Genomic DNA, 21,622 nt, shown 5'->3' with positions numbered 1-21,622 from the left:
GAGGGGCTAACATGCAACGTCTACTCAAAAACCGCGAATGGCTGCTGGCGGGCATCATCATCGTCATGATTGCGGGCTTTGCCCTACGCGCCCCCGGCTTCGGCCGGCCCGGCAATCTCGTCAACATCTTCAACGATACCTCCATTCTCATCATTCTGGCGCTGGGCCAGATGGCGGTCATCCTTACAAAATCCATCGACCTCTCGGTCGCCGCCAATCTTGCCTTTACCGGCATGGCGGTGGCGATGACCAACGCTGCCTTTCCGGGCATTCCGCTGCCGCTTCTTATCGTCATGGCTGTCGGCATCGGCGCGTTTCTCGGCTCGCTCAACGGCGTTCTGGTCTGGTGGCTCGGCATTCCGCCCATCGTCGTCACGCTTGGTACACTCACCATCTATCGCGGCATGGCCTTCGTGCTTTCGGGCGGCGGCTGGGTGAATGCGCACCAGCTATCCCCCACTTTCCTCAACGTGCCGCGCACCATGATCCTCGGCATGCCGGTCCTTTCCTGGGTGGCGATGCTCATCATCGCCGGCGCCTGGCTGGTGCTCGGCCGGACTTCCTTCGGCCGCTCCGCTTATGCCTCGGGCGGTAATCCGAGTGCAGCCGTTTATGCGGGCATCGATGTCGGCCGCACGCGCTTCTTCGCCTTCGTGCTCTCGGGCGCGCTCGCCGGTCTCGCCAGCTATCTCTGGGTCTCGCGTTACGCGGTTGCCTATGTCGACATCGCCGCCGGCTTCGAGTTGGACAGCGTGGCGGCAAATGTGATCGGCGGCATTTCGATTGCGGGCGGCATCGGTTCGGTGGCGGGTGCCGTGCTCGGCGCGCTGTTCCTCGGCGTCATCAAGAACGCGCTTCCCGTCATTGGCATCTCGCCCTTCGCGCAGATGGCGATATCAGGCGTCGTCATCGTGCTCGCCGTCGTCTTCAACGCCCGCGCCGAAGCCAGGAAAGGCCGCATCATCCTGCGGGACCGCGCCGCGGGTGATCAGCCCAAGGAGGCCGCAGCATGAGCACGCCATCCCAATCAACACAAAGCCCGCGGATCATTCCGGACAAGCTGGGAACACCTCTACGTCGCATCATGGGCAGCTGGGAAGTGCTGCTGCTCGGCGTCGCGATCCTGATCTTCATCGCCAATTCGCTGGCCTCACCCTATTTCCTCAATGCCTGGAACCTGTCTGATGCGACGTTCAATTTCACGGAAAAGGCCATCATCGCATTTGCCATGGCGCTGCTGATCATCGCCGGTGAGATCGATCTCTCGGTCGCCGCCATCATCGCGCTCGCGTCCACCGCCATGGGCGCTGCGGCGCAGATGGGCGCCGGCACGCCGGGCCTTGTTGCGATCGGCATCGGCACCGGGCTTTTGTGCGGCGCCTTCAACGGTTTCCTGGTCGCCGGGCTGAAACTGCCGTCCATCGTCGTCACCATCGGTACCATGAGCCTGTTTCGCGGCATTTCCTACATGGTGCTGGGTGATCAGGCCTATGGCAAATACCCTGCCGATTTCGCCTATTTCGGTCAGGGTTACGTCTTCTGGGTGATTTCGTTCGAATTCGTCCTGTTTATCGCCATGGCCATCCTCTTCGCCATTCTGCTGCATGCCAGCAATTTTGGCCGGCAGGTCTATGTGATCGGCAACAACCCGTTCGCCGCCCGTTTCTCCGGCATCCCCGTCGAGCGGGTGAAGTTCATCCTCTTCCTGCTCACGGGCCTGATGAGCGGCATTGCCGCCGTCTGCCTCACCTCGCGGCTCGGTTCCACGCGGCCGTCGATTGCTCAGGGCTGGGAGCTGGAGGTCGTGACGATGGTTGTGCTGGGCGGCGTGTCGATCCTCGGCGGCTCCGGCACCATCGCAGGCGTCGTCATCGCAGCCTTCGTCATGGGCCTCGTCACCTTCGGGCTTGGTCTTTTGAATGTGCCCGGCATCGTCATGTCGATCTTCGTCGGGCTGCTGCTGATCATCACCATCGCCATCCCCATCGTTGTCCGCCGCCTTCGGTCCATGAGAAGCTGAGCCATGACGGAACTCGAAAAATACGCCTTCAAGATGAAACTCTTTCCGGGAAAAGAGGCCGAATATAAAAAGCGCCATGACGAGATATGGCCGGAACTGGTGACGCTGCTGCACGAGGCAGGGGTGAGTGACTATTCCATTCATCTCGACCCGGAAACCAACATCCTTTTCGGCGTGCTGACGCGCCCGAAGACCCATCGCATGGCTGCTCTGCCAGAGCATCCCGTGATGAAAAAGTGGTGGGCCCACATGGCCGATATCATGGAGAGCAATCCCGATAATTCGCCGGTCGCAAAAGATCTGGTGACGGTGTTCCATCTGCCATGAGCGAGAGCACCAGACGGGACCGCGTCGCGGTCATCGATATCGGCAAGACCAACGCCAAGGTCGTCGTCATCGACACCGGCAGCGGCGAGGAGATTGCCAGCAAAAAACAGGCGAACCCCGTCCTCCGCGATGGAATTTATCCGCATTACGATGTGGAGATGCTCTGGCGCTTCATTCTCTCCACGCTTCGGCGTTTCGGCCAGAAGCCCGGCTTCGATGCGATTTCCATCACGACCCATGGCGCTTCGGCAGCACTTCTCGATGGGAACGGCGACCTCGCCATGCCTGTGCTCGATTATGAACACGGCTATTCCGCAGCCATTGAGGAAGCCTATCGCAACATCCGGCCCGATTTTGCCGAGACCGGTTCACCACAGCTTCCCGCCGGGCTGAACCTTGGCGCGCAAATCCATTTCCAGAAGACGACCTTTCCGAACGATTTCGCCAGGGTGCGCAGCATCGTTACCTATCCACAATATTGGGCGGGACGTCTGACCGGCATTCGGGCCACGGAAACGACCTCGCTCGGCTGTCATACCGATCTCTGGAACCCGCGCAGGAAGAGCTTCTCCTCGCTCGTCGAGCGTCTCGGTATCGAGACGTTGATGGCGCCGGTCCGCTCCGCTTTCGATGTCCTGGGTACAATCCACCAATCACTGGCAATCGAAACCGGCCTTTCGCCGCATATGCCGGTCTATTGTGGAATCCACGATTCCAACGCCTCGCTCCTGCCGCATCTTCTGCGCCGCGACGGTGATTTTTCGGTCGTCTCCACAGGCACCTGGGTGGTGAATTTCGCCATTGGCGGCGCGGCGGGTGCGCTCGATCCCATCCGCGACACACTCCAGAATGTCGATGCTTTCGGCCGTCCCGTTCCCTCCTCCCGCTTCATGGGCGGCAGGGAATATGAAATGCTGGCACAGCAATTCGGAGAAGCGAAAGACGAAGCAATAGACGCAGCTCTCGGCGGCGTCGTTGCCAGGGGCATGATGCTGCTGCCGAGTGTTGTCAGCGGCTCCGGCCCGTTTCCGGACAAGACGGCGCAGTGGCTCGGCGATAAAAACGCCACGGCTGCAGAGCGGCACGCGGCGACATCGCTTTACCTGGCGTTGATGACGGAATTCAGCCTTTCGCTCATCGGGCGGAAAGGTCCCATCCTTGTCGAAGGCCCCTTCGCCAGCAACGCCCTTTATCTGAAGGCGCTGGCCGGCTTTGCAGAGACGGACGTAACGGCGGTTGAAGGATCAACCGGCACCAGCGCGGGCGCGGCCCTGCTCACCGGCATCAAACCGCTTGCCGGTCGAGAGCGCCATTTCACTCCGGACGACATTCCAGGTCTCACCTCTTACCGCAATGTCTGGCGAGGCCACCTCGCCTGATGCGAAACGCAAAATGCGGCCGAATGATCGGCCGCATTCTGATGTCGCAAAAGTATCAGCCCTTGATGAAGGCCAGGAGATCGGCGTTCAGCACATCGGCATTGACGGTGAGCATGCCATGCGAGAAGCCGGGATAGGTCTTCAGTGTGCCGTTTTTCAGCAGCTTGACCGACTTGTGAGCGGAGTCGGCGATCGGAACGATCTGGTCGTCCTCACCGTGCAGAACAAGCGTCGGAACGCTGATATTCTTCAGGTCCTCGGTCTGGTCGGTTTCAGAGAAGGCCTTGATGCCGTCGTAATGGGCCTTTGCGCTGCCCATCATGCCCTGACGCCACCAGTTCTGGATCACGCCTTCATGCACGGTCGCGCCATCGCGGTTGAAGCCATAGAACGGGCCGGCCGGTACGTCGCGGAAGAACTGCGCACGGTTTGCGGCAAGCGATGAGCGGAAGCCATCGAAAACCTCCATCGGCAGGCCTTCCGGATTGGCTTCGGTCTTGACCATGATCGGCGGTACGGCGGAAACGAGAACCGCCTTGGCGACACGGCCGGCGGGCTCGCCATGCTTGGCGACATAACGGGCAACTTCGCCGCCGCCGGTGGAATGGCCGATATGGACGGCATTCTTCAGATCGAGCGCTTCAACGACGGCGAAGGCGTCGGCGGCGTAGTGGTCCATGTCATGACCATCGGCGACCTGGGTGGAACGGCCGTGACCACGGCGGTCATGGGCGACAACACGAAAACCCTTGGAGACGAAGAACAGCATCTGCGCGTCCCAGTCATCGGACGAGAGCGGCCAGCCATGGTGGAAAACGATCGGCTGGGCATCCTTTGGGCCCCAGTCCTTATAGAAGATTTCGGTTCCGTCTGTCGTCTTAGCAAAGCCCATGATCGTTTCTCCTTTGGTTGCGTTGGCATTTCCGGCGCGTCCTGTTGTGCGCCGGTTTGATGGAGGGATGATGACGCAGGATAACAGTTGCGACAATTGCAACAATAATTGAGAGTGAATTGCTGTTTATGAAATTATCTTCGACTGCATGCCGCTTCTGGCACACGCAGCGAGCCGACCCACGCCCCTCACGCCCTGGTGAGAACGAGATCAAGGGCGGCCGGTTCCGTAAATTCGACGTATACTGGGCCTCAGTCTACCTCGGGATCGTATTCTCTCGGGCCGTCGTCCTTCGAAAACAGCACGCAGGGTCCGCGTGAGCCCCGGGGATCATAGGCATATCCCTTGGCGGTCAGGGCCTGCATGATATCGCGAACGCCAGCGAGACCGTAGAGGTGGTCATGCAGCTCCACGAAAATCCGCTCCACGCCGCTCAGGTCGGCCCTGCCAAGCAGATCGCGTTCCGCACCCTCGATATCCATGACAAGCGCCGTAATGCCGCGGCTCGCGATGAATTCATCGATGTTGGCGGAGGAGATTTCGATGCGTTTTTCATAGGGACCCTGATTTTCGTCCATGGACGACATCCAGAGATCCCTGCGAACGTAAAAAGAATAGGAGCTTGGCTCGTCGGCGGTAAGAAGCCCTTGCGAAAACACGACGTTGTCCCGGCAATTGGCCTTGATCACCCGCTCGGCCAGCGTCGCAGTCGCGGGGTTGGCCTCGAAAGCCCATACGGAAACATCCTTGATGCCTGCAATGATCGACGTGATGATCCCGATACCGGAACCCAGCTCCAGCACCCGATCACCGGGCTTGATGGCTTTCAGGACGCTGCGGGCCTCCTTCGCCTCGTAGCTGCCGTCGGTCAGCGCCTGCCAGATGATGGGCGACACCTCATCGGAAGAAAGAGGCAGGGCAACTCCATGCACGTCCAGTATTTCCATGTCTCAAGCCTTTTCGCAAAATCCGGTCGTCTCGCCGCAACGATCCCGTATCAACCGAAAATGCTCTACAGCATCGTTGCGGTAACCGGTATCGGTTTTCGCGCGCGACAGTATCACTTGGTAAAAATTCCAATGGCCGCCAGGACAGGCGCGTCTCAGGCAGAGCTCCAGGCGACGAGTTCCTTGGCCGGCAGCGGCCTGCTGATCAGATATCCCTGAACCTGGTCGCATCCCAGACGCCTGACGCATTCATATTGCTCTTCCGTCTCGATACCTTCCGCAATCGTCGTCATTCGCAAACTGCGGCCGACGCCGACCACGAATTCCACGATCGCCAGCGCATCCCGGTCGCTGGTGATATCGCGCAGAAAGGATCGGTCAATCTTGATCTTGTCGAAGGGGACGCCGCGCAGATTGGCGAGCGATGAATAGCCGGTGCCGAAATCATCCATGGCGATCTTGATGCCGACTGCCTTCAACCGCGACAGCGTGTTGATCGTCTGGTCGCTCTTGTTGAGCAGGATCGATTCGGTGATCTCAAGTTCGAGCCGGCTTGGTTCCAGTCCGCTTTTCTCAAGCGCGCCCATGACGTTTTGAATAAGGTTGGTACTGTGGAACTGAACGGGTGACAGATTGACGGCCACCTTCATGTCCTCGTCCCAGCCCATCGCCTCGCGGCAGGCGGTTTCCATCACCCACTTTCCGAGCGAATGGATGAGACCGGTTCTTTCCGCGACGGGAATGAACACGCTGGGAGGTACATCGCCGCGCACCGGATGTTTCCAGCGCAGCAAAGCCTCGAAACCGCAGAGCTTGCGCGTCTGCGTCGCCACCTGCGGCTGGTAATAAACCTCCATCTCGTCGTTCTGCAGTGCCGTCTGCAGATCGGCTTCGAAGGATTTCTTCTCGGTCAGCTGCTTCTGCATCCGAACCTTGAAAACGCTCGCACGGCCTGGACCGATGGCTTTCGCCTCGTAGAGCGCCAGATCCGCCCGCTTGAACAATTCATCCGCATCCACTGCACCGTGCGATATGGCGATGCCGATGCAGGTGCCGATTTTGACCTCCTGCTCACCCAGCTGATAGGTGCGGCTGATCTGATCGATGAGCTTGGTGGCAAGACGGCGCGCGGCGTCCTCATTCAGATCGTCGGAGACAACCGCGAACTCATCGCCTCCAAGGCGGCAAACCATGTCATAATCGCCGCCGATGGCCGAGAGGCGCTGCGCCACGGCCTGAAGCAGCGCATCGCCTGCATCGTGGCCGAGCGTGTCGTTGACATCCTTAAAGCCGTCGAGATCGAGCAACAATATGGCTGTCGTACCGGTGCCACCAAAGGACCGGCGCAGCCGCTCGATCAGTTCCTGCCGGAACAGCGCCCGGTTCGGCAGGCCCGTCAGCGCATCGTGATAGGCATCATGCTCCAGACGGACATTCTTTGCCTGCAACTCCAGCGTCGCGGCGCGCAGATCGTCCGTCAGCCCGCGCATGCTTTTCTGCGCGCGGTTCAGGAGATCGTTCTGGCGAAGCAGCAATATGACAAGCGCGATGCCACACAGGATGAGACCGCCGGCCAGCGCCGTATAGACGATGTGGAGCTTGCGGACATCCTCATGGGCCGTATCAATCAGATTCACATCATACGCAACGGAAGACGAGGCGAGCGTCGTCATCGGCGCATCCAGCGCGCTCATAGCGGCAAGAAGATCCGGCACGTCGCTCGAATTCAAGCTGTTTATCTGCTGTTCGAGACGCGCCAGAACGGCGTCAAGGCGGGTCACCAGATCCCGCCATTGCTGCTTTTCATTGATGAAAGCGCCGAGGTTGCCCTGCTTCAACAGCTCCAGGCGACTGAGCATGATATCCAGACGCAGCTGCAATTCATCCCGGTCAACCCTGCCGGGATTAAGCGCGAACACAGCGAGTTTATTCTGGAGGCGCAGATATTCGGCTACGGTCTGGCTGACGGCCCATGAGTCATTATAGCGGGCGAACTTCTGCAGAGCGGTCTGCCGCTCGGCAATGACGAAAGCGATATAGCCCGTTGCCAGGACGAAGCAACAGATGATCACCGCCACAAGTTTTCGCAAACGGCACCTTTATTCCACTATCAGTTTGGCGACTTGCCATGCGGACCGCGAATAATAAGTCTGCTTCTGCAGTTCCGGGTCGCTGTCATAGGGATAGATGACAAACAACGGGCCCTTTTCGCGTACTGTCATATAATTGCCATCCAGTTTGATGGCGAGGATAACATTGAATTTCTTAAAGTCTTCAACCGGTATCGTGCTCACATAATCGTTGAGAGCCACCGCCGTGACACTGGTGCCCTTTGCGCCGACGACATCCATCAGCTTGGCAAGCGACACACCGTCAAATCGGACACGGCCGTCGTGCCACGGTGTCGTCGTCTCCACGGTGTCCATGCCGAGCGCTTCCAGCATGTCGCGGTCAAATTCCGCAGCTCCATCGGTATTAGTGTTGGTGATGTTGCCGGATATGGTTAATATCGGTTTTCCCTGCGGCTTGGCTATGTCTCCCGCCTCGGCACAGGAAAGCCACAAGAGCGACATGAACGCACTGAGAAGTACCCGGGCGAAATTCATAATTTTTCTCCATCGATAACGTTCAGGTCGAGGGTTTTCGCCAACCCTGGAAGGTCAAGGGAACCGCCAACAGCATATATATCAGGAACCGATGTTATATCCTCACTGAGATTTTATCCGTATTTTCTCTAGGTATTGAGTAAACCCTTTGGATAATTTTTCCGTCTTATTGTACTTTTTGACGTTGCGCGCCCTGTTATGACGCAACCGGCAACGCCGCGCACCGCCCGCCCCTGATCCGTCCAGCGTGACCACGGCCGAATTGTGGCCGAATTTCCACCGTTTCCTTACGGAGCAACGTGATTCGCGCCCGCCGTTGCGGCCGAAAAACGGCATCGACTTCCATGGCGGCACAAACGGCGAATGATGGTTCCGCGTCACATAAAAATCATGGCATTACCTCGGGCAGCGGTTGAAACATACCGCCCGGAACTTAATATAAGCACTGTCGTTTCCGTTTCCGGCAGTCCAAGACCTCCGCCGGAAAAGCCCAGACACCTGTTCCACGCTGCGAAAGCTGCGACGCCGGATTTCGTCCGGCCAGGAAAATTCTGTTCACCTCTCCGGGCCGGGCGGCATTCGCCGTATCGGCCGCATCATGAAGGTAGCCCCTATGCACACCTATCCCGACATCAAACTTCTCATTGGTGGCGAATGGCGCGATGCCGTTTCCGGTAAGACAATCGCCGTCTCCGATCCGGCGACGGACGAAATCATCGGCGCGATTGCGCATGCCGAGAAGGAAGACCTCGATCTGGCGCTCGCCGCCGCCGAGCGGGGTTTCAAGGTGTGGCGCGACACCTCGCCCTTTGAGCGCTCCAAGATCATGCGCAGGGCGGCCGACATATTGCGCGAGCGCAAGGACAAGATCGCCTACATCATGACCCGCGAACAGGGCAAGCCGCTGGCGCAGTCCGCCACTGAAATCATGGGCGCGGCCGACACCATCGACTGGTTCGCAGAAGAGGCGCGCCGCACCTATGGGCAGGTCATCCCGGCGCGGGCAACCGGTGTCTCACAACTGGCCATCAAGCTGCCGGTCGGACCCGTTGCAGCGTTTACGCCATGGAACTTCCCGATCAACCAGATCGTCCGCAAGCTTTCCGCCGCGCTCGCAACCGGCTGCTCCATCATCGTCAAGGCGCCGGAAGAGACGCCGGCGTCGCCTGCCGAACTCATCCGCGCCTTTGTTGATGCGGGCGTTCCGGCGGGCGTCGTCGGCCTCGTCTATGGCGTACCGTCAGAGATTTCGGAATATCTCATTCCGCATCCGGTCATTCGCAAGATATCCTTCACAGGCTCCACGCCCGTTGGCAAACATCTGGCTGCACTAGCCGGCAGGCACATGAAGCGCGCAACGATGGAACTGGGCGGCCATGCGCCTGTCATGATCTTCGACGACGCCGATATCGACAAGGCCATCGAAGTCACCTCGCTTGCCAAGTTCCGCAATGCCGGCCAGGTCTGTGTCGCCCCTACCCGCTTCCTTGTGCAGGACGGTGTGGCCGATCAGTTCCTTGAAGGTTTTGTGGAAGCAACCAAGGCGATCAAGGTGGGCAATGGCCTGGAAGATGGTGTCGTGATGGGCCCGCTCGCCAATGAGCGTCGCATCCCGGCGCTGGAAGGCCTCATCAACGACGCCGTTTCGCATGGCGGCGAATTGAAGACCGGCGGCCGCCGCATCGGTAACAAGGGCAATTTCTTCGAGCCGACGGTTCTCGCCAATGTGCCGACATCAGCCAAGATCATGAATGACGAGCCCTTCGGCCCGGTCGCCATTATCAACCGGTTCTCAAGCTTCGATGACGCCATCACCGAGGCGAACCGCCTGCCCTTCGGCCTTGCATCCTATGCCTTCACCGGTTCGGTCAAGACCGCGCACGCGCTTGGCCAACAGGTCGAGGCCGGCATGCTGACCATCAACCACAACGGCCTTGCTCTTCCCGAAGTCCCCTTTGGCGGCATCAAGGACTCCGGTTATGGCACGGAAGGCGGCTCCGAAGCGGTCCAAGCCTATCTGGAGACGAAGTTCGTCAGCCAGATGAGCTGATTTTCCCAGAAAATTCTTCTCCCGCCGCGGAGAAGGTGGCCCGAAGTGCCGGATGAGGGGGCAAGCTCGCGACTTTTCGCTGACCTTGCCCTCTCATCCCGCTACCGCGAACTTCTCCCCGGACGGGGAGAAGACGTTTGTGGCGCGCGCTCGGTCCGTCAGCAGTATTCGAAAGCGACTCATTCTTCCCTTGCCTCGGATCTCCTCCTGCCTTAAAAGAACAAAAAGTGAACTTTGAGGACATTATGAGCGACACGGCGGCACCGGCACTGAAGGAAATCTTCAACCACGAGAAACTGCAGCATATCGCCGATCAGACCAGGGCCGTCCATCCGCCCTTTGACGTTTCCGCCTTCATGACGCTCGCCACCGAAAACCTTGAAGCGCTGGGCATCATGCAGCGCATGCGGCAGGTGGCAACAAGCCTGCATGCGACGCTTCCCGGCGACTATGCCCGCAACATCGAAATCCTCACAGCCGCAGCGCCCGGCATCGGCAACGGTTTCGCTTCGATTTCGCTTCCGGAGTATGTCGCGCTTTACGGCCTCGATGATTTCGATCTTTCCATGGACGCGCTGCAATATTTCACCCGCTTTGGCTCCTCGGAATTCGCCATCCGGCATTTTCTGCAAATGGACCTGACCGCCACCCTTGCCGTGATGGAAACCTGGTCACGGCACGAAAATGAGCATGTGCGGCGGCTTGCCAGCGAAGGCTGCCGGCCTCGCCTGCCATGGTCATTCCAGCTCAAGCCCCTGATCGATGATCCCTCGCCGGTTACCGCGATCCTCGACATCATGAAAGCAGACCAGGCGCTTTATGTGCGCAAATCCGTCGCCAACCACCTGAACGACATCACCAAGGATAATCCCGCTTTTGTGCTGGCGCTCATCGATGGATGGCCGAAGGACAACCCGCATACACGCTGGATCGTGCGGCAGGCCTTGCGCACGCTGATCAAGAAGGGCGACACCGCAGCGCTTGCCCATCTCGGGGCGCATGAGGAGGCGCAGATTACACTTGCGGCGTTCGAGGTGTTGCCGGCAAAAGTCGCTCTCGGCAATCCGGTGCGGATTTCCGCCTCTTTCACTTCGACGGCGAAGAGCCGGCAAAAGCTGGTGATCGATTACGCCGTGCATTATGTGAAGAAGAGCGGCGATGCCTCCGCGAAGGTCTTCAAGTGGAAGGAAGTCGAGCTTCCGCCCGCCGAGACATGTACATTGTCAATCAGCCGCGCCATACGTGATTTTACGACCCGCAAACACTATCCCGGTGTCCACCGGGTCGACCTTGTGATCAACGGCAGGCTGATAGCCGAAAGCGCATTCGAACTTCTGTTTTAAGCGGGCAAAGGCCCTTGGCGCCTTACGGCGCCGGGAAAATCTTCGCCCGGCGAATGATGACGGAACCGCGATCTCCGGCGGCGACGTCGTTTTCGGGCGGCACGTCGAATTCCAGAATATCGCCGCCGTCGGTACTGGCGATCACCCGGCGCTCACCGGCGCGGTCAAGGACGCGCTCCACGGACGCCGGTATGCCGTCATGCAGGTCTTCCCACTCCAGATCGCCGGGACGCGCGTAAATATCAACCGCGCCATCGCCCTGAGCATAGGAGAAGGGCAGTTCATTCTCACCCACATACACCTTTCCGCCGCGCGCCACACCGGCAACCCGGTTGGCGTCGCCCAGAAAGCGCATGACGAAGGCACTGTTCGGCTGGCGGCAGACCTCCTTCGGCGTGCCCTGCTGCACGATTTCGCCCTGATTGAGAATGACGACCCGGTCGGCCAGATCGAGCGCCTCTTCCTGGTCATGCGTCACGAAAATCGTCGTGATGCCGAGCGAATCGTGGATCTCGCGCAGCCAGCGGCGCAGGTCGCGACGCACATTGGCGTCCAGCGCTCCGAAAGGCTCATCCAGCAATAGCACCTTGGGATCGACCGAAAGCGCCCGCGCCAGCGCCACGCGCTGCCGTTGGCCGCCGGAAATCTGCGCGGGAAAACGGTCGCCCAGGCCATCGAGCTTCACCAGTCGCAGCAATTCTTCGACGCGCGCGGCGATAGCCGCTCTGTCCCGGTTCACCTTAGAGACCTTCATGCCGAAGGCGATATTTTCGTTGAGCGTCATATGCGGAAACAGCGCATAATGCTGGAACACAAATCCGACACCGCGGTCACGCACCGGAATATTGGTGGCATCCTCCTCCCCGAAGAAAATCTGGCCGCCATCGCTATATTCGAGGCCGGCGACCATGCGCAAAATCGTGGTCTTGCCGGAGCCTGACGGACCGAGCAGCGCCAGAAGCTCGCCGCTTTCGATATCAAGCGAAACATCGCGCACGGCACGGAACGTATCAAAGGTCTTCACCACATTTTCGAGGCGGATTTTCATGGGAATCAGGTCTCCGTGGCGATGGCGGCATCGCCGTTGGTCTTTTTACGCCCGCGCCCTGCGCCGCGCCGTTCCAGCGCCACCTTGGCGATGATGGTGACGACGGCGAGGGTCGCGAGGATCGACGCCGCGGCGAAAGCGCCAGCCGTCTGGTAATCGTGATAAAGCAGCTCGATATGCAGCGGCAGCGTATTGGTCTGACCGCGAATATTGCCTGACACCACAGATACGGCGCCAAATTCCCCCATTACGCGGGCGTTGCACAGCACGACACCATAAAGCAGCGCCCATTTGATGTTCGGCAAGGTCACCGAAAAGAAGGTTCGCCAGCCGGATGCGCCAAGCGAGGTCGCCGCCTCCTCGAGATCACGACCCTGCGCCTGCATGAGCGGAATGAGTTCACGCGCCACGAAAGGTGCCGTCACGAACATTGAGGCGATAACGATGCCGGGAAGCGCAAACAATATCTTGATATCATGCGCGTCGAGGAACGGCCCGAACAGGCCCTGCAAACCATATACGAAGAGATATGCGACACCGGCAACGATCGGTGAAATCGAGAAAGGTATCTCGATCAGCACCAGCAGGAAGCGCCGGCCCGGGAAATCGAACTTGGTGATGGACCATGCCGCTGCAACACCGAAGGCCGTATTGACCGGCACGGCGATCAGTGCGGTCAGCACCGTCAGCATAATGGCGTGACGAGTATCCGGATGGGTGATGGTGGCCGAATAGGCCTCCCAGCCCTGTGAGAACGCTTCGACACCGATGATGACGAGCGGTGCCACAACGAGAAGCGTGCCGATGATGAGCACGAAGGCGATCAGGCTGCGGCGCACAAGAGGTGCATCGCCGACACGGGGCGGTTTGCGATGTGAGGAAACGCCGCTCATCTTCTCAGCCCCTCGCCGTATATCGAAGCGCGCGCGCCTGCAGATAATTGGTCACCGCCAGCATTACGAAGGCGGTGATAAGCAACACGGAGGCGATGGCCGCTGCCGCCTGATAATCATATTCCTCGAGCCGGATGAAGATCAGCAGGGCGGTGATTTCCGTGGAGAACGGCTGATTGCCGGCGATGAAGATGATTGCCCCGAATTCACCCAGGCTGCGGGCGAAAGAGAGCGAGAGACCGGCGAGCAGAGCCGGAGTCAGGAGCGGCAGGATGATCTTGCGGAAAATTTCAAGATCGGAACCACCGAGCGACTGCGCCGCTTCTTCCAGCGCCGGATCGAGGTCTTCCAGCACCGGCTGCACGGTGCGCACGATGAAGGGCAGGCTGGTAAAAGCCATCGCCACCATGATGCCAAGTGGCGTATAGGCCACCTTGATGCCGAATTGCGCCAGCACCGAGCCGAACCAGCCATTGCCGGCAAACAGCGTCGTGAGGGCGATGCCGGCGACGGCGGTGGGAAGCGCGAAGGGAAGATCGACGATCGCATCGACAAAACGCCAGCCGGGAAAGCGGTAGCGCGTCAACACCCAGGCGAGCGCCAATCCGAAGATCACATTGAACAGGGTTGCGGCCAATGCGCAGAGCACGGTGACACGGTAACTGGCAACGGCCCGCGGCGAGGAAATGATGGACCAATACTCGGCGGGCCCGAGGCTTGCCGCCTTGAACACAAGCGCCGAGAGCGGCAAAAGCACAATGATGGCGACGTAAGTGACGGTAACGCCAAGGGACAATTTCAGCCCCGGCAGAACATTCCGCTTCAAACCCCGCCCCCATCAATCAAAAAGCGACCCGGCAGTTTCCCGCCGGGTCATTCAAATGTTGCTGTCGCTGTGATTAGCGGCTGCCGTAGAGCGTATCAAGCGTCGCGCCGGATGCAAAATGCTCTTTCTGGATTTTAGTCCAGCCACCGAAAACGTCATTGACGTTGACGAGGCGGATGGCCGGAAACTTGTCCTTGAACTCACCGACAACCTTTTCATTATGGACACGGTGGCCGAATTCAGCGGCGATGCGCTGCCCCTCTTCGGTATAGAGGAAGTCGAGATAGCTTTTCGCCAGATCGCGAGAGCCACGCTTGTCGACGACCTTGTCCACCACGGCAACCGGGAATTCGGCCAGCAGACTGACGGAGGGCACGACGCTTTCCACCTTCTGGGCGCCATATTGCTTGGCGATGCCGCGGGTCTCCGCTTCAAAGGTAATCAAGACGTCACCGATTTCACGCTCCACGAAAGTGGTGGTTGCAGCACGGCCTCCCGTGTCGAAAACAGGCGTATTGTCGAAGATTTTCTTGACGAATTCCTGGACCTTCGCGTCGTCGCCCTTGAACTTTTCCTTGGCGTAGGCCGTGGCGGCGAGATAGGTGTAACGGGCGTTACCGGAGGTCTTCGGATTGGGGAAAACGACCTTCACGTCGTCGCGGACAAGATCGTCCCAGTCTTTGATTCCCTTGGGGTTGCCGGCGCGGACAAGAAAAGAGGGGAAGGAATAGAAGGGCGATGCGTCATTCGGGAAATCCTTCTGCCAGTCAGCGGAAACGAAACCCTGCTTCACCAGAAAATCGACATCGGTCACCTGGTTGAAAGTGACGACATCGGCTTCAAGACCCTCGACGATGGCACGCGCCTGTTTGGAGGTGCCGGCATGCGACTGATCGACGGTTACGCCCGGATGCTGCTTGATGAACGCCTCGTTCTCGGCCGCGAAGACCTCGCGGGCGACATCATAGGACGCGTTGAGAATGGTAGTCGGAGACTGCGCCTGCGCCGCACCTGAAAAAAGAGCGGCGATGGCAGTTCCGATAATGAGAAGACGTTTCATGAATACCCCCGGCAATTCGAATGGTGCTCAACATAGCGGGCGGCAGCAACGCCCGCGAGAAACAACTATGCCTTGCCGGAGGGTGGATTGGAAATTTCGCCCAAATAATATTCAATTGGAAGGCGAGGATTTCATATAGGCCCCGAACCCGGATTTCTTTTGCGCCTGACTAAAGGCGATGATCGGGAAACAGGTTGCCGGAATGCTTGGCGAGATAGGGCGCAAGGTCCTCCTCCCGCACCTGTTCCAGCCGCGCCGGCGACCAGCGGGGATTGCGATCCTTGTCGACGAGGGCGGCGCGCACGCCCTCATAAAAATCACGTTGGCGCAATATCTCCGTGCCGGCAGCAAATTCCCGCTCAAGGCATTCGATGAGGCTCGCGCTTTCCCGACCCAGGCGCAGCAGCTTCAGGGTCAGCTTCAGGCTGGTGGGAGAGCGCTTTTGCAGAACCTCGAGGGTCTCGCGTGAAAATGCATCTTGGCGCGCCGAGAGCGCGGCAGAAATCTCCTCGACCGTGTCAAAACGGAATGTCGCGTCGATGATCTCCCGATTGAGGGATAAGATGCCTTCGCCGGCCTCAATCGCGTGCGCCGTGATGGCCGTCTCAACACTGTCCGTATCCACCGATCGCGATAGATCCTGAACCAGCCTGCCAAGGCGATCCGAAGGAACAAGATAATCGGCAAAGCCCGCATAGATGGCGTCGGCGGCAGTAACGGCATTGCCCGTCAGCCCCAGCCAGGTGCCGCATTCGCCCGGCGCCCGTGGCAAAAGCCAGGACCCGCCAACGTCAGGAAAATAGCCGATGCCCGTCTCCGGCATGGCGAGTTTTGTGCGCTCCGTGACGACACGATGGCTGCCATGAGCTGAAATGCCAACGCCGCCGCCCATGACAATGCCATCCATCAGCGCCACATAGGGCTTGCCGAAGTGGGCGATACGATAATTGAGCGGAAATTCTTCCCGCCAGAAATCAAGGACCTGTGGGTCCCCCGCCTTGCCGAGATCGTGAATGATGCGGACATCGCCCCCGGCGCAAAGCCCCCTGTCCCCTTCTCCGGTCAACACCACGCAGGCAACGCCGGGTTCCTCCTCGAAACGCTGAAGCGCATGGAACAGGTCGCGCACCATAGGCAAGGTCAGGCTGTTGATGGCCTTCGGCCGGTTGAGGCGAATGATGCCCGCCCCTCCCTGTTTTTCGACGATGACCTGCGCATCCGTTTCCATTCTCCGCTCCAAGACCGCCTCCTCCGCTGCCCGTTCGTTCGGCCATCTTGGCGGCCTTGGCGCAATCACGCAACGTTGATCTTGCGTGGCAGGAACGTCTTTCACTCAAACCGCTTTAACGGGCAGAAAATGCCACAAATCGGTTTTCGCAATGCAGCATGTTTGCTTGACGCCCGGAAAATCATGGCATGTAATGGCCTCTGGAAATGCCGGCATTGATTCCTGTCGAGCGTGTGCCGGACCAAAGCGGAATGTCGCCTTCTCATAGGCGCTGTAAACAGCAACGGGAGACGAGCATGCAGGTTTCGGAACACGAATGGATCAGTAAACGCGCATATACACTCTGGGAAAAGGAAGGCCACCCGCACGGGCGCGATGCGCACCATTGGGAACAGGCCAAACATGAATTTTCGCTGCTGAAGACGTCGGAAGCGACGAAGCCCGCAACGCGCAAGAAGGCCGCTCCCAAGGCCGCTGCGGCAGAGGCGGCACCGGCCGCAGAAGCCCCGACAAAACCCAAGAGCCGGGCGCGCAAGGTTACTGCCTCGAAGTAGCAGCTCCCAAAGCCAAAGTGCACCCATCCATGAAAAAGCCCGACAAACATGCCGGGCTCTATCTATTTATCGTGCATCACAACCAGGATCGCCGATCCGGCAGCCACCGCGAAAATTTTCCGATGCGGGCGCGCGCCGCGGATCGTCCCATTGACGGCGATCCGGCCGACGCTGGCCTTCATCCTGGGTCTGCTGGCCATCGCGGTTGCGGTCGCGATTTTCATCTTCCCAACGGCGGCGGTCATCGTCGCGACGCGGCCTGTCCTGATTTCTGTCGCCCTGGTTCCAGTCGCCGTAGCGACGTTCCCAACGACCATCATTCGGACCACCGCCCTGGCGGGGATCACGCCACTCATCGCGGCGGCCATCACGCCAGTCGTCCCGGCGACCATCGCGCCAGTCGTCACGCGGACGTGGGCGATCCCATCCAGCACTCGGGGGCGGGGCGTTCCAGTAACCGCCTGACGGCGGCGGGCGACGCCAACGGTCACGTTCGCGGTAAAAGTCGCGATCGCGATAATAACGGTCCCAATAACGGCCGGCTTCGAAGGTGATTATGGGAACGCCGAGATCGCGATAATAACGGGGCTCGACGTAGACCCGGTTTTGCCGGAATGTCGTCTGGATGTAGCGGCCGGCTACCCAGCCTCGACCGTTGACGAAAGACACATCACACCACGGCGTATCGGACAGGCAGCCGTGTACCGTCAATGGTGCGCCGACGGGGATCACGACGACAGCCGGATAGGCCGTGCTGGGACCGGAGCGCATATTCACATTCGCGGTGGCGAATCCCCGCGTCGCAGCTTCGGCAAGGGCCGGCGCGGCGAGCATGGCCACCAGCGCAATTGCGCCAAACAGTTTTTTCTTCACTTCTTTCTCCTCAAGCAAAGGCCCGCTTTGCCCTTGTCGGCATCCATCCTGTTCGATGGACGAGTATGCGTTCCGCATACTGCCACGATCGGAAAATACGCGTTCTTCCATGAACGCAGCATGAAACAAATGCGGGGCCGCATCAGTTCCCCTGCGGCAATGAGCGCCCGATAAATCGCTGCCGGGGAAAGCCTCCGGTCTTGACTTCGGGGGGCAATCGTCCGACTTCAATGCAACAGCAATATGGAGCAGAACCATGAGCGAGACCGCACAGACGACCGTCGACCAGAGCGAAGTGGATCGCTTCTCCGCGATGGCCGCAGAGTGGTGGAGCCCGACCGGCAAGTTCCGCCCGCTGCACAAATTTAATCCGGTGCGTCTCGAATATATCCGCAACCGCATCTGCGACAATTTCGGCCGGGACCCGAAGGCGCACCGCCCATTGGAAGGGCTGCGTGTTCTCGACATCGGCTGCGGCGGCGGTCTTCTCTCCGAACCCGTCGCCCGCATGGGCGCCGATGTGGTAGGCGCGGATCCCTCGGAAAAGAACATCGGCATCGCCTCCACCCACGCCCGTGAAAGCGGGGTCAGCGTCGACTACCGCGCGGTGACGGCCGAACAGCTGCAGGAAGCCGGCGAAACCTTCGACGTCATCCTCAACATGGAGGTGGTCGAACACGTGGCCAATGTCGATCTCTTCGTCACCACCTGCGCGAAAATGGTACGCCCCGGCGGCCTGATGTTCGCGGCCACCATCAACCGCACGCTGAAAGCCCGGGCATTGGCGATCTTTGCTGCCGAAAATGTTTTGCGCTGGCTGCCGCGCGGCACGCATCAATATGAAAAGCTGGTTCGCCCGGAAGAGCTTGAGCGGCCGCTGGTTGCAAGCGGAATGGATATCATCCACCGGACAGGCGTCTTCTACAACGTGCTGCAGGATCGCTGGAACCTCTCACCGGATATGGACGTCAACTACATGATGCTGGCAAAGCGCCCGGCGCAGGGGTAACGCCGGGCGCTCCGTAAGCGATGTCTCTGAAATTCAGTTGACGTCGTCGGGCAGCACCGGCAGCGGTGCGATCTCAATGCCCTCTTCCAGCAAGGCCCTGGCGTCCTGCACCGAGGCATTGCCGATGATGCCCCGCTCGTCCGCTTCGCCATAATGGATCTTGCGGGCTTCCTCGGGAAACCTGTCGCCGACATCCTCGGCAGTGGCGCGAATATTGGCGACGGCCTCGCGGATTTTTGCAAGCGCCTCTTTTCTGGCGGCATCCATGGCGAGCGTCTGGCGTTCGTCCTTCTTGCGGGCGGTGGAAACCGACGGCGCCATCAAAAGCTTGGAGACCTGCGCGGAATTGCAAACCGGGCAGGACAGGAAACCGCGCTGCAACTGATCATCGAAATCGTCGCTACCGGCAAACCAGCCTTCGAACTCGTGGCCCTTTTCACAGGCTAGCGCATACCGGATCACGCTGCCTCACCTCCCACAGGTTTGAGGGGAATGACCGTATCCAGCCCGAACTCGCGGGCATTGCGCAAATTGGGAATCTTTCCACGGGCGGTCGCCACCAGCGATGTATCGATCTCGGCGAAGATGATCTCCTCGCCAGCGCCGCCGGCGACTGCCAGAACCTTACCCCAGGGATCGATGATGATGGAATGGCCGAATGTTTCACGCCCGTCCTCATGTACGCCCGCCTGAGCGGCGGCGATGACGAACGCGCCGTTTTCAATGGCGCGGGCGCGCAGCAGAATTTCCCAATGGGCTTCCCCGGTCTGGCGCGTGAAGGCAGCGGGAACCGTCAGGATCTCAGCGCCGGCAAGAGCTTCCGCCCGGAAAAGTTGCGGAAAACGGACGTCGTAGCAGATTGCGAAGCCGAATTTACCCAGCGGCAGTTCAACGATGCGCGCCACCTCGCCGGGCTCGTAAGCGGCGCTTTCGCGCCAGCTCTCGCCATTGTCGAGATCGACATCGAACATGTGGATCTTGTCGTAGCTGCAGATGCGCGAGCCGTCCGGCGCGAAGAGGAAGCCGCGATTGGCGATCTTGCCGTCCGGGCGGGCAATAGCCGTAGAGCCCACATGGACGTGAATACCGAGTTCGCGTGCAAGGCGTGCGGCGGTCGCGACGATGATATCGCCGTCATCGTCGCGCAGCTGGGCCCGCAGCGCCTGCCTGTCCTTCTGGATTGCGCCCGTCATTTCCGGGGTCTGAACATAAACAGCCCCTTCGGCCGCGGCGGCGCGCACAAGCCGATCCATATCGGCGGCGTTCCTCGCCGTATCGACACCGGAGCGCATCTGAATGGCGGCAGCCTTGAAACTCATGATTTCCTCCGTCGGTCGGGCAGATCAGGCCGCCAGCATCGCGTCCAGCTTGCCGGCGCGGTCCAGCGCATGAAGATCATCGCAGCCGCCCACGTGCTGGCCATTGATGAAGATTTGCGGGAAGGTCGTTCCGCCCGATTTCTCGATCATCTCCTGCCGGTATTCGGGCGTCGTCGTGGCGTTATATTCGGCATAATCCACGCCCTTGCTATCCAGCAGCGCCTTGGCGCGCGCGCAATAACCACAAAAATCCCGCGTATAGATTGTCACCGGTGCCATGTTTTCAGAGCCTCGCAAACGTGCGGTCAAGCGCACGGTTTCCTCATGTCATTACGGCTTCATATAGGACCGGAAATGGCCATTGCAAAGGTCAAAACTGTCACTTCCGCAGCACCCGCTTTTCGAAGGGCCCGGCTCGCCGCACGCACTGTCGCGCCGGTGGTGTACACGTCATCCACCAGCACCACGTGCTTGCCTGAAACATCCGCTTCCCGACTAGGGGCAAGAGCGAAAGCGCCCCGCATATTGTCACGCCTGGCGATCGCCGAGAGCCCAACCTGCCGCTCCGTCGATTTCACCGCAGCAGGGTGCCTGCGAGCAAAGGCTTGTCGGCCGCCCGGGCCAGATGCCGGGCAAGCTCGGCGGACTGGTTGAAACGGCGGCGCAGGAAGCGGTAGCAATGCAGAGGAACGGGCACGATGCAATCGCAGGCGCTGACCGCTCCGTCGTCTGCGCGCAGCATCCACAACGCCATCAACCGCGCAAGCTCTGTCCGGTCCTGATATTTCAGACGGTGCACCAGCTTGCGGGCGACGCCCTGATGGCTGGCGGCGGCACGCAGACGGTCAAAAGGCGGCGGGTCGGCAATGGCCTCGGCGCTGACAATGTTTTCGCCATGGTCGCGGACAAAGGGAATGCCGAGAATTTCGCAATAAGGACGCTCGATAAAAACAATGTCCCGCCAGCACTCTGGGCACAACGCCCCTTCTGCGCCGATCATGCGGGTGCAGGCGGCACAGGTCGGCGGGTAAATCATGCGGAAGACCGAACGCAACGCGTCTCGTGCGACCCGCGGTACGACCGCAGATTTCGACAGCACCCCCGAAAACAGACCTTCACCAGCGCCCATGAGGTTGACTTTAGCGCCGAACGGGTGCCTTTGCGAGACAGATCATTCCGGCCGGTGCCGGAAAAGCAATGCCTGAAACGGCATGACACAGAATGCGGCCCCGCCGTACCGATGGCGCC

The 21,622-nt window shown here is 59.8% G+C and carries 21 protein-coding genes and 1 pseudogene; 8 read left to right on the top strand and 14 right to left on the bottom strand.

All coding sequences use genetic code 11. The annotated features are described in order from the left end of the window. The first annotated feature begins 11 nt into the window (after positions 1–11). From BLU28_RS10920 to BLU28_RS10905, 4 genes are read left to right on the top strand one after another with little or no spacing between them, the layout of a single operon-like run. The gene (locus tag BLU28_RS10920; protein ID WP_077985714.1) at positions 12–1,013 is read left to right on the top strand and encodes an ABC transporter permease; all 1,002 of its coding nucleotides are present in this window, start codon (positions 12–14) and stop codon (positions 1,011–1,013) included. After that, positions 1,010–2,020 carry an ABC transporter permease gene (locus BLU28_RS10915; RefSeq protein ID WP_077985715.1) on the top strand — a complete coding sequence of 337 codons (1,011 nt, stop codon included), beginning with the start codon at positions 1,010–1,012 and terminating at the stop codon, positions 2,018–2,020. The genes BLU28_RS10920 and BLU28_RS10915 overlap by 4 nt, the downstream gene beginning before the upstream one ends. Positions 2,021–2,023: 3 nt before the next feature. Continuing rightward, positions 2,024–2,347 carry an L-rhamnose mutarotase gene (gene rhaM, locus BLU28_RS10910; protein ID WP_004445557.1) on the top strand — a complete coding sequence of 108 codons (324 nt, stop codon included), beginning with the start codon at positions 2,024–2,026 and terminating at the stop codon, positions 2,345–2,347. After that, positions 2,344–3,726: an FGGY-family carbohydrate kinase gene (locus BLU28_RS10905; protein ID WP_077985716.1), complete on the top strand. Its 1,383-nt coding sequence runs from the start codon at positions 2,344–2,346 to the stop codon at positions 3,724–3,726. The genes rhaM and BLU28_RS10905 overlap by 4 nt, the downstream gene beginning before the upstream one ends. Before the next feature lie 55 nt (positions 3,727–3,781). On the opposite strand, the gene BLU28_RS10900 is transcribed toward BLU28_RS10905, so the two are convergent. The 4 genes from BLU28_RS10900 to BLU28_RS10885 all read right to left on the bottom strand — a co-directional run bounded on the left by BLU28_RS10900 (position 3,782) and on the right by BLU28_RS10885 (position 8,171). Then, complete coding sequence (locus BLU28_RS10900) at positions 3,782–4,618, bottom strand: alpha/beta fold hydrolase (protein ID WP_077985717.1); 837 nt, start codon at positions 4,616–4,618, stop codon at positions 3,782–3,784. A 251-nt stretch (positions 4,619–4,869) separates the two neighbouring features. Then, entirely contained in the window at positions 4,870–5,565 is a 696-nt protein-coding gene (locus tag BLU28_RS10895; RefSeq protein ID WP_077985718.1) for an FkbM family methyltransferase, read from the bottom strand. A gap of 155 nt (positions 5,566–5,720) precedes the next feature. After that, complete coding sequence (locus BLU28_RS10890; RefSeq protein ID WP_006698481.1) at positions 5,721–7,643, bottom strand: putative bifunctional diguanylate cyclase/phosphodiesterase; 1,923 nt, start codon at positions 7,641–7,643, stop codon at positions 5,721–5,723. Between the two features lie 21 nt (positions 7,644–7,664). Beyond that, positions 7,665–8,171, bottom strand: coding sequence for a putative pterin-binding protein (locus tag BLU28_RS10885; RefSeq protein WP_077985719.1), 507 nt, complete (start codon positions 8,169–8,171; stop codon positions 7,665–7,667). Positions 8,172–8,784: 613 nt separating this feature from the next. Between BLU28_RS10885 and BLU28_RS10880 the strand changes: the two genes are divergently transcribed. After that, complete coding sequence (locus BLU28_RS10880) at positions 8,785–10,221, top strand: NAD-dependent succinate-semialdehyde dehydrogenase (protein ID WP_077985720.1); 1,437 nt, start codon at positions 8,785–8,787, stop codon at positions 10,219–10,221. Between the two features lie 245 nt (positions 10,222–10,466). Continuing rightward, positions 10,467–11,564 (top strand): DNA alkylation repair protein, encoded by a 1,098-nt coding sequence (locus tag BLU28_RS10875; RefSeq protein ID WP_092651297.1) that lies wholly within the window; start codon positions 10,467–10,469, stop codon positions 11,562–11,564. A gap of 22 nt (positions 11,565–11,586) precedes the next feature. Here BLU28_RS10875 and BLU28_RS10870 read toward each other — a convergent pair whose 3' ends face one another. From BLU28_RS10870 to BLU28_RS10850, 5 genes are all read right to left on the bottom strand, one after another. Next, positions 11,587–12,612 carry a sulfate/molybdate ABC transporter ATP-binding protein gene (locus BLU28_RS10870; RefSeq protein WP_006698485.1) on the bottom strand — a complete coding sequence of 342 codons (1,026 nt, stop codon included), beginning with the start codon at positions 12,610–12,612 and terminating at the stop codon, positions 11,587–11,589. Positions 12,613–12,617: 5 nt separating this feature from the next. Then, positions 12,618–13,505, bottom strand: a complete 888-nt coding sequence (cysW, locus tag BLU28_RS10865; protein ID WP_077985721.1) for a sulfate ABC transporter permease subunit CysW — start codon at positions 13,503–13,505, stop codon at positions 12,618–12,620. A 4-nt stretch (positions 13,506–13,509) separates the two neighbouring features. After that, on the bottom strand, positions 13,510–14,331 hold the full coding sequence (gene cysT / locus BLU28_RS10860; protein WP_077985722.1) for a sulfate ABC transporter permease subunit CysT: 822 nt from the start codon (positions 14,329–14,331) through the stop codon (positions 13,510–13,512). Between the two features lie 73 nt (positions 14,332–14,404). Further along, complete coding sequence (gene cysP, locus BLU28_RS10855; RefSeq protein WP_077985723.1) at positions 14,405–15,391, bottom strand: thiosulfate ABC transporter substrate-binding protein CysP; 987 nt, start codon at positions 15,389–15,391, stop codon at positions 14,405–14,407. Between the two features lie 169 nt (positions 15,392–15,560). Continuing rightward, a complete protein-coding gene (locus BLU28_RS10850) occupies positions 15,561–16,619 on the bottom strand; it encodes an enoyl-CoA hydratase/isomerase family protein (RefSeq protein WP_077985724.1) in 1,059 nt (352 codons plus the stop codon). 296 nt (positions 16,620–16,915) lie between these two features. Between BLU28_RS10850 and BLU28_RS10845 the strand changes: the two genes are divergently transcribed. Further along, on the top strand, positions 16,916–17,173 hold the full coding sequence (locus tag BLU28_RS10845; protein ID WP_037093244.1) for a DUF2934 domain-containing protein: 258 nt from the start codon (positions 16,916–16,918) through the stop codon (positions 17,171–17,173). A gap of 66 nt (positions 17,174–17,239) precedes the next feature. On the opposite strand, the gene BLU28_RS10840 is transcribed toward BLU28_RS10845, so the two are convergent. Further along, the gene (locus BLU28_RS10840; protein ID WP_035211675.1) at positions 17,240–18,046 is read right to left on the bottom strand and encodes an SH3 domain-containing protein; all 807 of its coding nucleotides are present in this window, start codon (positions 18,044–18,046) and stop codon (positions 17,240–17,242) included. 256 nt (positions 18,047–18,302) lie between these two features. Between BLU28_RS10840 and ubiG the strand changes: the two genes are divergently transcribed. After that, a complete protein-coding gene (gene ubiG, locus BLU28_RS10835) occupies positions 18,303–19,055 on the top strand; it encodes a bifunctional 2-polyprenyl-6-hydroxyphenol methylase/3-demethylubiquinol 3-O-methyltransferase UbiG (protein ID WP_003585646.1) in 753 nt (250 codons plus the stop codon). A 33-nt stretch (positions 19,056–19,088) separates the two neighbouring features. Here ubiG and BLU28_RS10830 read toward each other — a convergent pair whose 3' ends face one another. The 4 genes and pseudogenes from BLU28_RS10830 to BLU28_RS10815 all read right to left on the bottom strand — a co-directional run bounded on the left by BLU28_RS10830 (position 19,089) and on the right by BLU28_RS10815 (position 21,503). Beyond that, positions 19,089–19,517 (bottom strand): DUF1178 family protein, encoded by a 429-nt coding sequence (locus BLU28_RS10830; protein WP_003585644.1) that lies wholly within the window; start codon positions 19,515–19,517, stop codon positions 19,089–19,091. Next, positions 19,514–20,374: a carbon-nitrogen hydrolase family protein gene (locus BLU28_RS10825; protein WP_022562951.1), complete on the bottom strand. Its 861-nt coding sequence runs from the start codon at positions 20,372–20,374 to the stop codon at positions 19,514–19,516. Before BLU28_RS10825 ends, BLU28_RS10830 begins: the two co-directional genes overlap by 4 nt. Before the next feature lie 24 nt (positions 20,375–20,398). Beyond that, complete coding sequence (gene grxC / locus BLU28_RS10820) at positions 20,399–20,653, bottom strand: glutaredoxin 3 (protein ID WP_003585640.1); 255 nt, start codon at positions 20,651–20,653, stop codon at positions 20,399–20,401. Between the two features lie 59 nt (positions 20,654–20,712). Beyond that, positions 20,713–21,503 (bottom strand): annotated as a pseudogene (locus tag BLU28_RS10815) (ComF family protein). Positions 21,504–21,622: the final 119 nt, after the last annotated feature.

Source organism: Agrobacterium pusense, assembly GCF_900102105.1.
Taxonomy (GTDB): Bacteria; Pseudomonadota; Alphaproteobacteria; order Rhizobiales; family Rhizobiaceae; genus Agrobacterium; species Agrobacterium pusense.
This window is presented reverse-complemented; position numbering and strand designations above follow the sequence as displayed.

Bases quoted from the DNA above. Each gene is read 5' to 3' on its own strand.
- BLU28_RS10920 (WP_077985714.1), top strand. From the start codon at position 12: ATGCAACGTCTACTCAAAAACCGCGAATGGCTGCTGGCGGGCATCATC.
- BLU28_RS10915 (WP_077985715.1), top strand. From the start codon at position 1,010: ATGAGCACGCCATCCCAATCAACACAAAGCCCGCGGATCATTCCGGAC.
- rhaM (WP_004445557.1), top strand. From the start codon at position 2,024: ATGACGGAACTCGAAAAATACGCCTTCAAGATGAAACTCTTTCCGGGA.
- BLU28_RS10905 (WP_077985716.1), top strand. From the start codon at position 2,344: ATGAGCGAGAGCACCAGACGGGACCGCGTCGCGGTCATCGATATCGGC.
- BLU28_RS10900 (WP_077985717.1), bottom strand. From the start codon at position 4,618: ATGGGCTTTGCTAAGACGACAGACGGAACCGAAATCTTCTATAAGGAC.
- BLU28_RS10895 (WP_077985718.1), bottom strand. From the start codon at position 5,565: ATGGAAATACTGGACGTGCATGGAGTTGCCCTGCCTCTTTCTTCCGAT.
- BLU28_RS10885 (WP_077985719.1), bottom strand. From the start codon at position 8,171: ATGAATTTCGCCCGGGTACTTCTCAGTGCGTTCATGTCGCTCTTGTGG.
- BLU28_RS10880 (WP_077985720.1), top strand. From the start codon at position 8,785: ATGCACACCTATCCCGACATCAAACTTCTCATTGGTGGCGAATGGCGC.
- BLU28_RS10875 (WP_092651297.1), top strand. From the start codon at position 10,467: ATGAGCGACACGGCGGCACCGGCACTGAAGGAAATCTTCAACCACGAG.
- BLU28_RS10870 (WP_006698485.1), bottom strand. From the start codon at position 12,612: ATGAAAATCCGCCTCGAAAATGTGGTGAAGACCTTTGATACGTTCCGT.
- cysW (WP_077985721.1), bottom strand. From the start codon at position 13,505: ATGAGCGGCGTTTCCTCACATCGCAAACCGCCCCGTGTCGGCGATGCA.
- cysP (WP_077985723.1), bottom strand. From the start codon at position 15,391: ATGAAACGTCTTCTCATTATCGGAACTGCCATCGCCGCTCTTTTTTCA.
- BLU28_RS10850 (WP_077985724.1), bottom strand. From the start codon at position 16,619: ATGGAAACGGATGCGCAGGTCATCGTCGAAAAACAGGGAGGGGCGGGC.
- BLU28_RS10845 (WP_037093244.1), top strand. From the start codon at position 16,916: ATGCAGGTTTCGGAACACGAATGGATCAGTAAACGCGCATATACACTC.
- ubiG (WP_003585646.1), top strand. From the start codon at position 18,303: ATGAGCGAGACCGCACAGACGACCGTCGACCAGAGCGAAGTGGATCGC.
- BLU28_RS10825 (WP_022562951.1), bottom strand. From the start codon at position 20,374: ATGAGTTTCAAGGCTGCCGCCATTCAGATGCGCTCCGGTGTCGATACG.
- grxC (WP_003585640.1), bottom strand. From the start codon at position 20,653: ATGGCACCGGTGACAATCTATACGCGGGATTTTTGTGGTTATTGCGCG.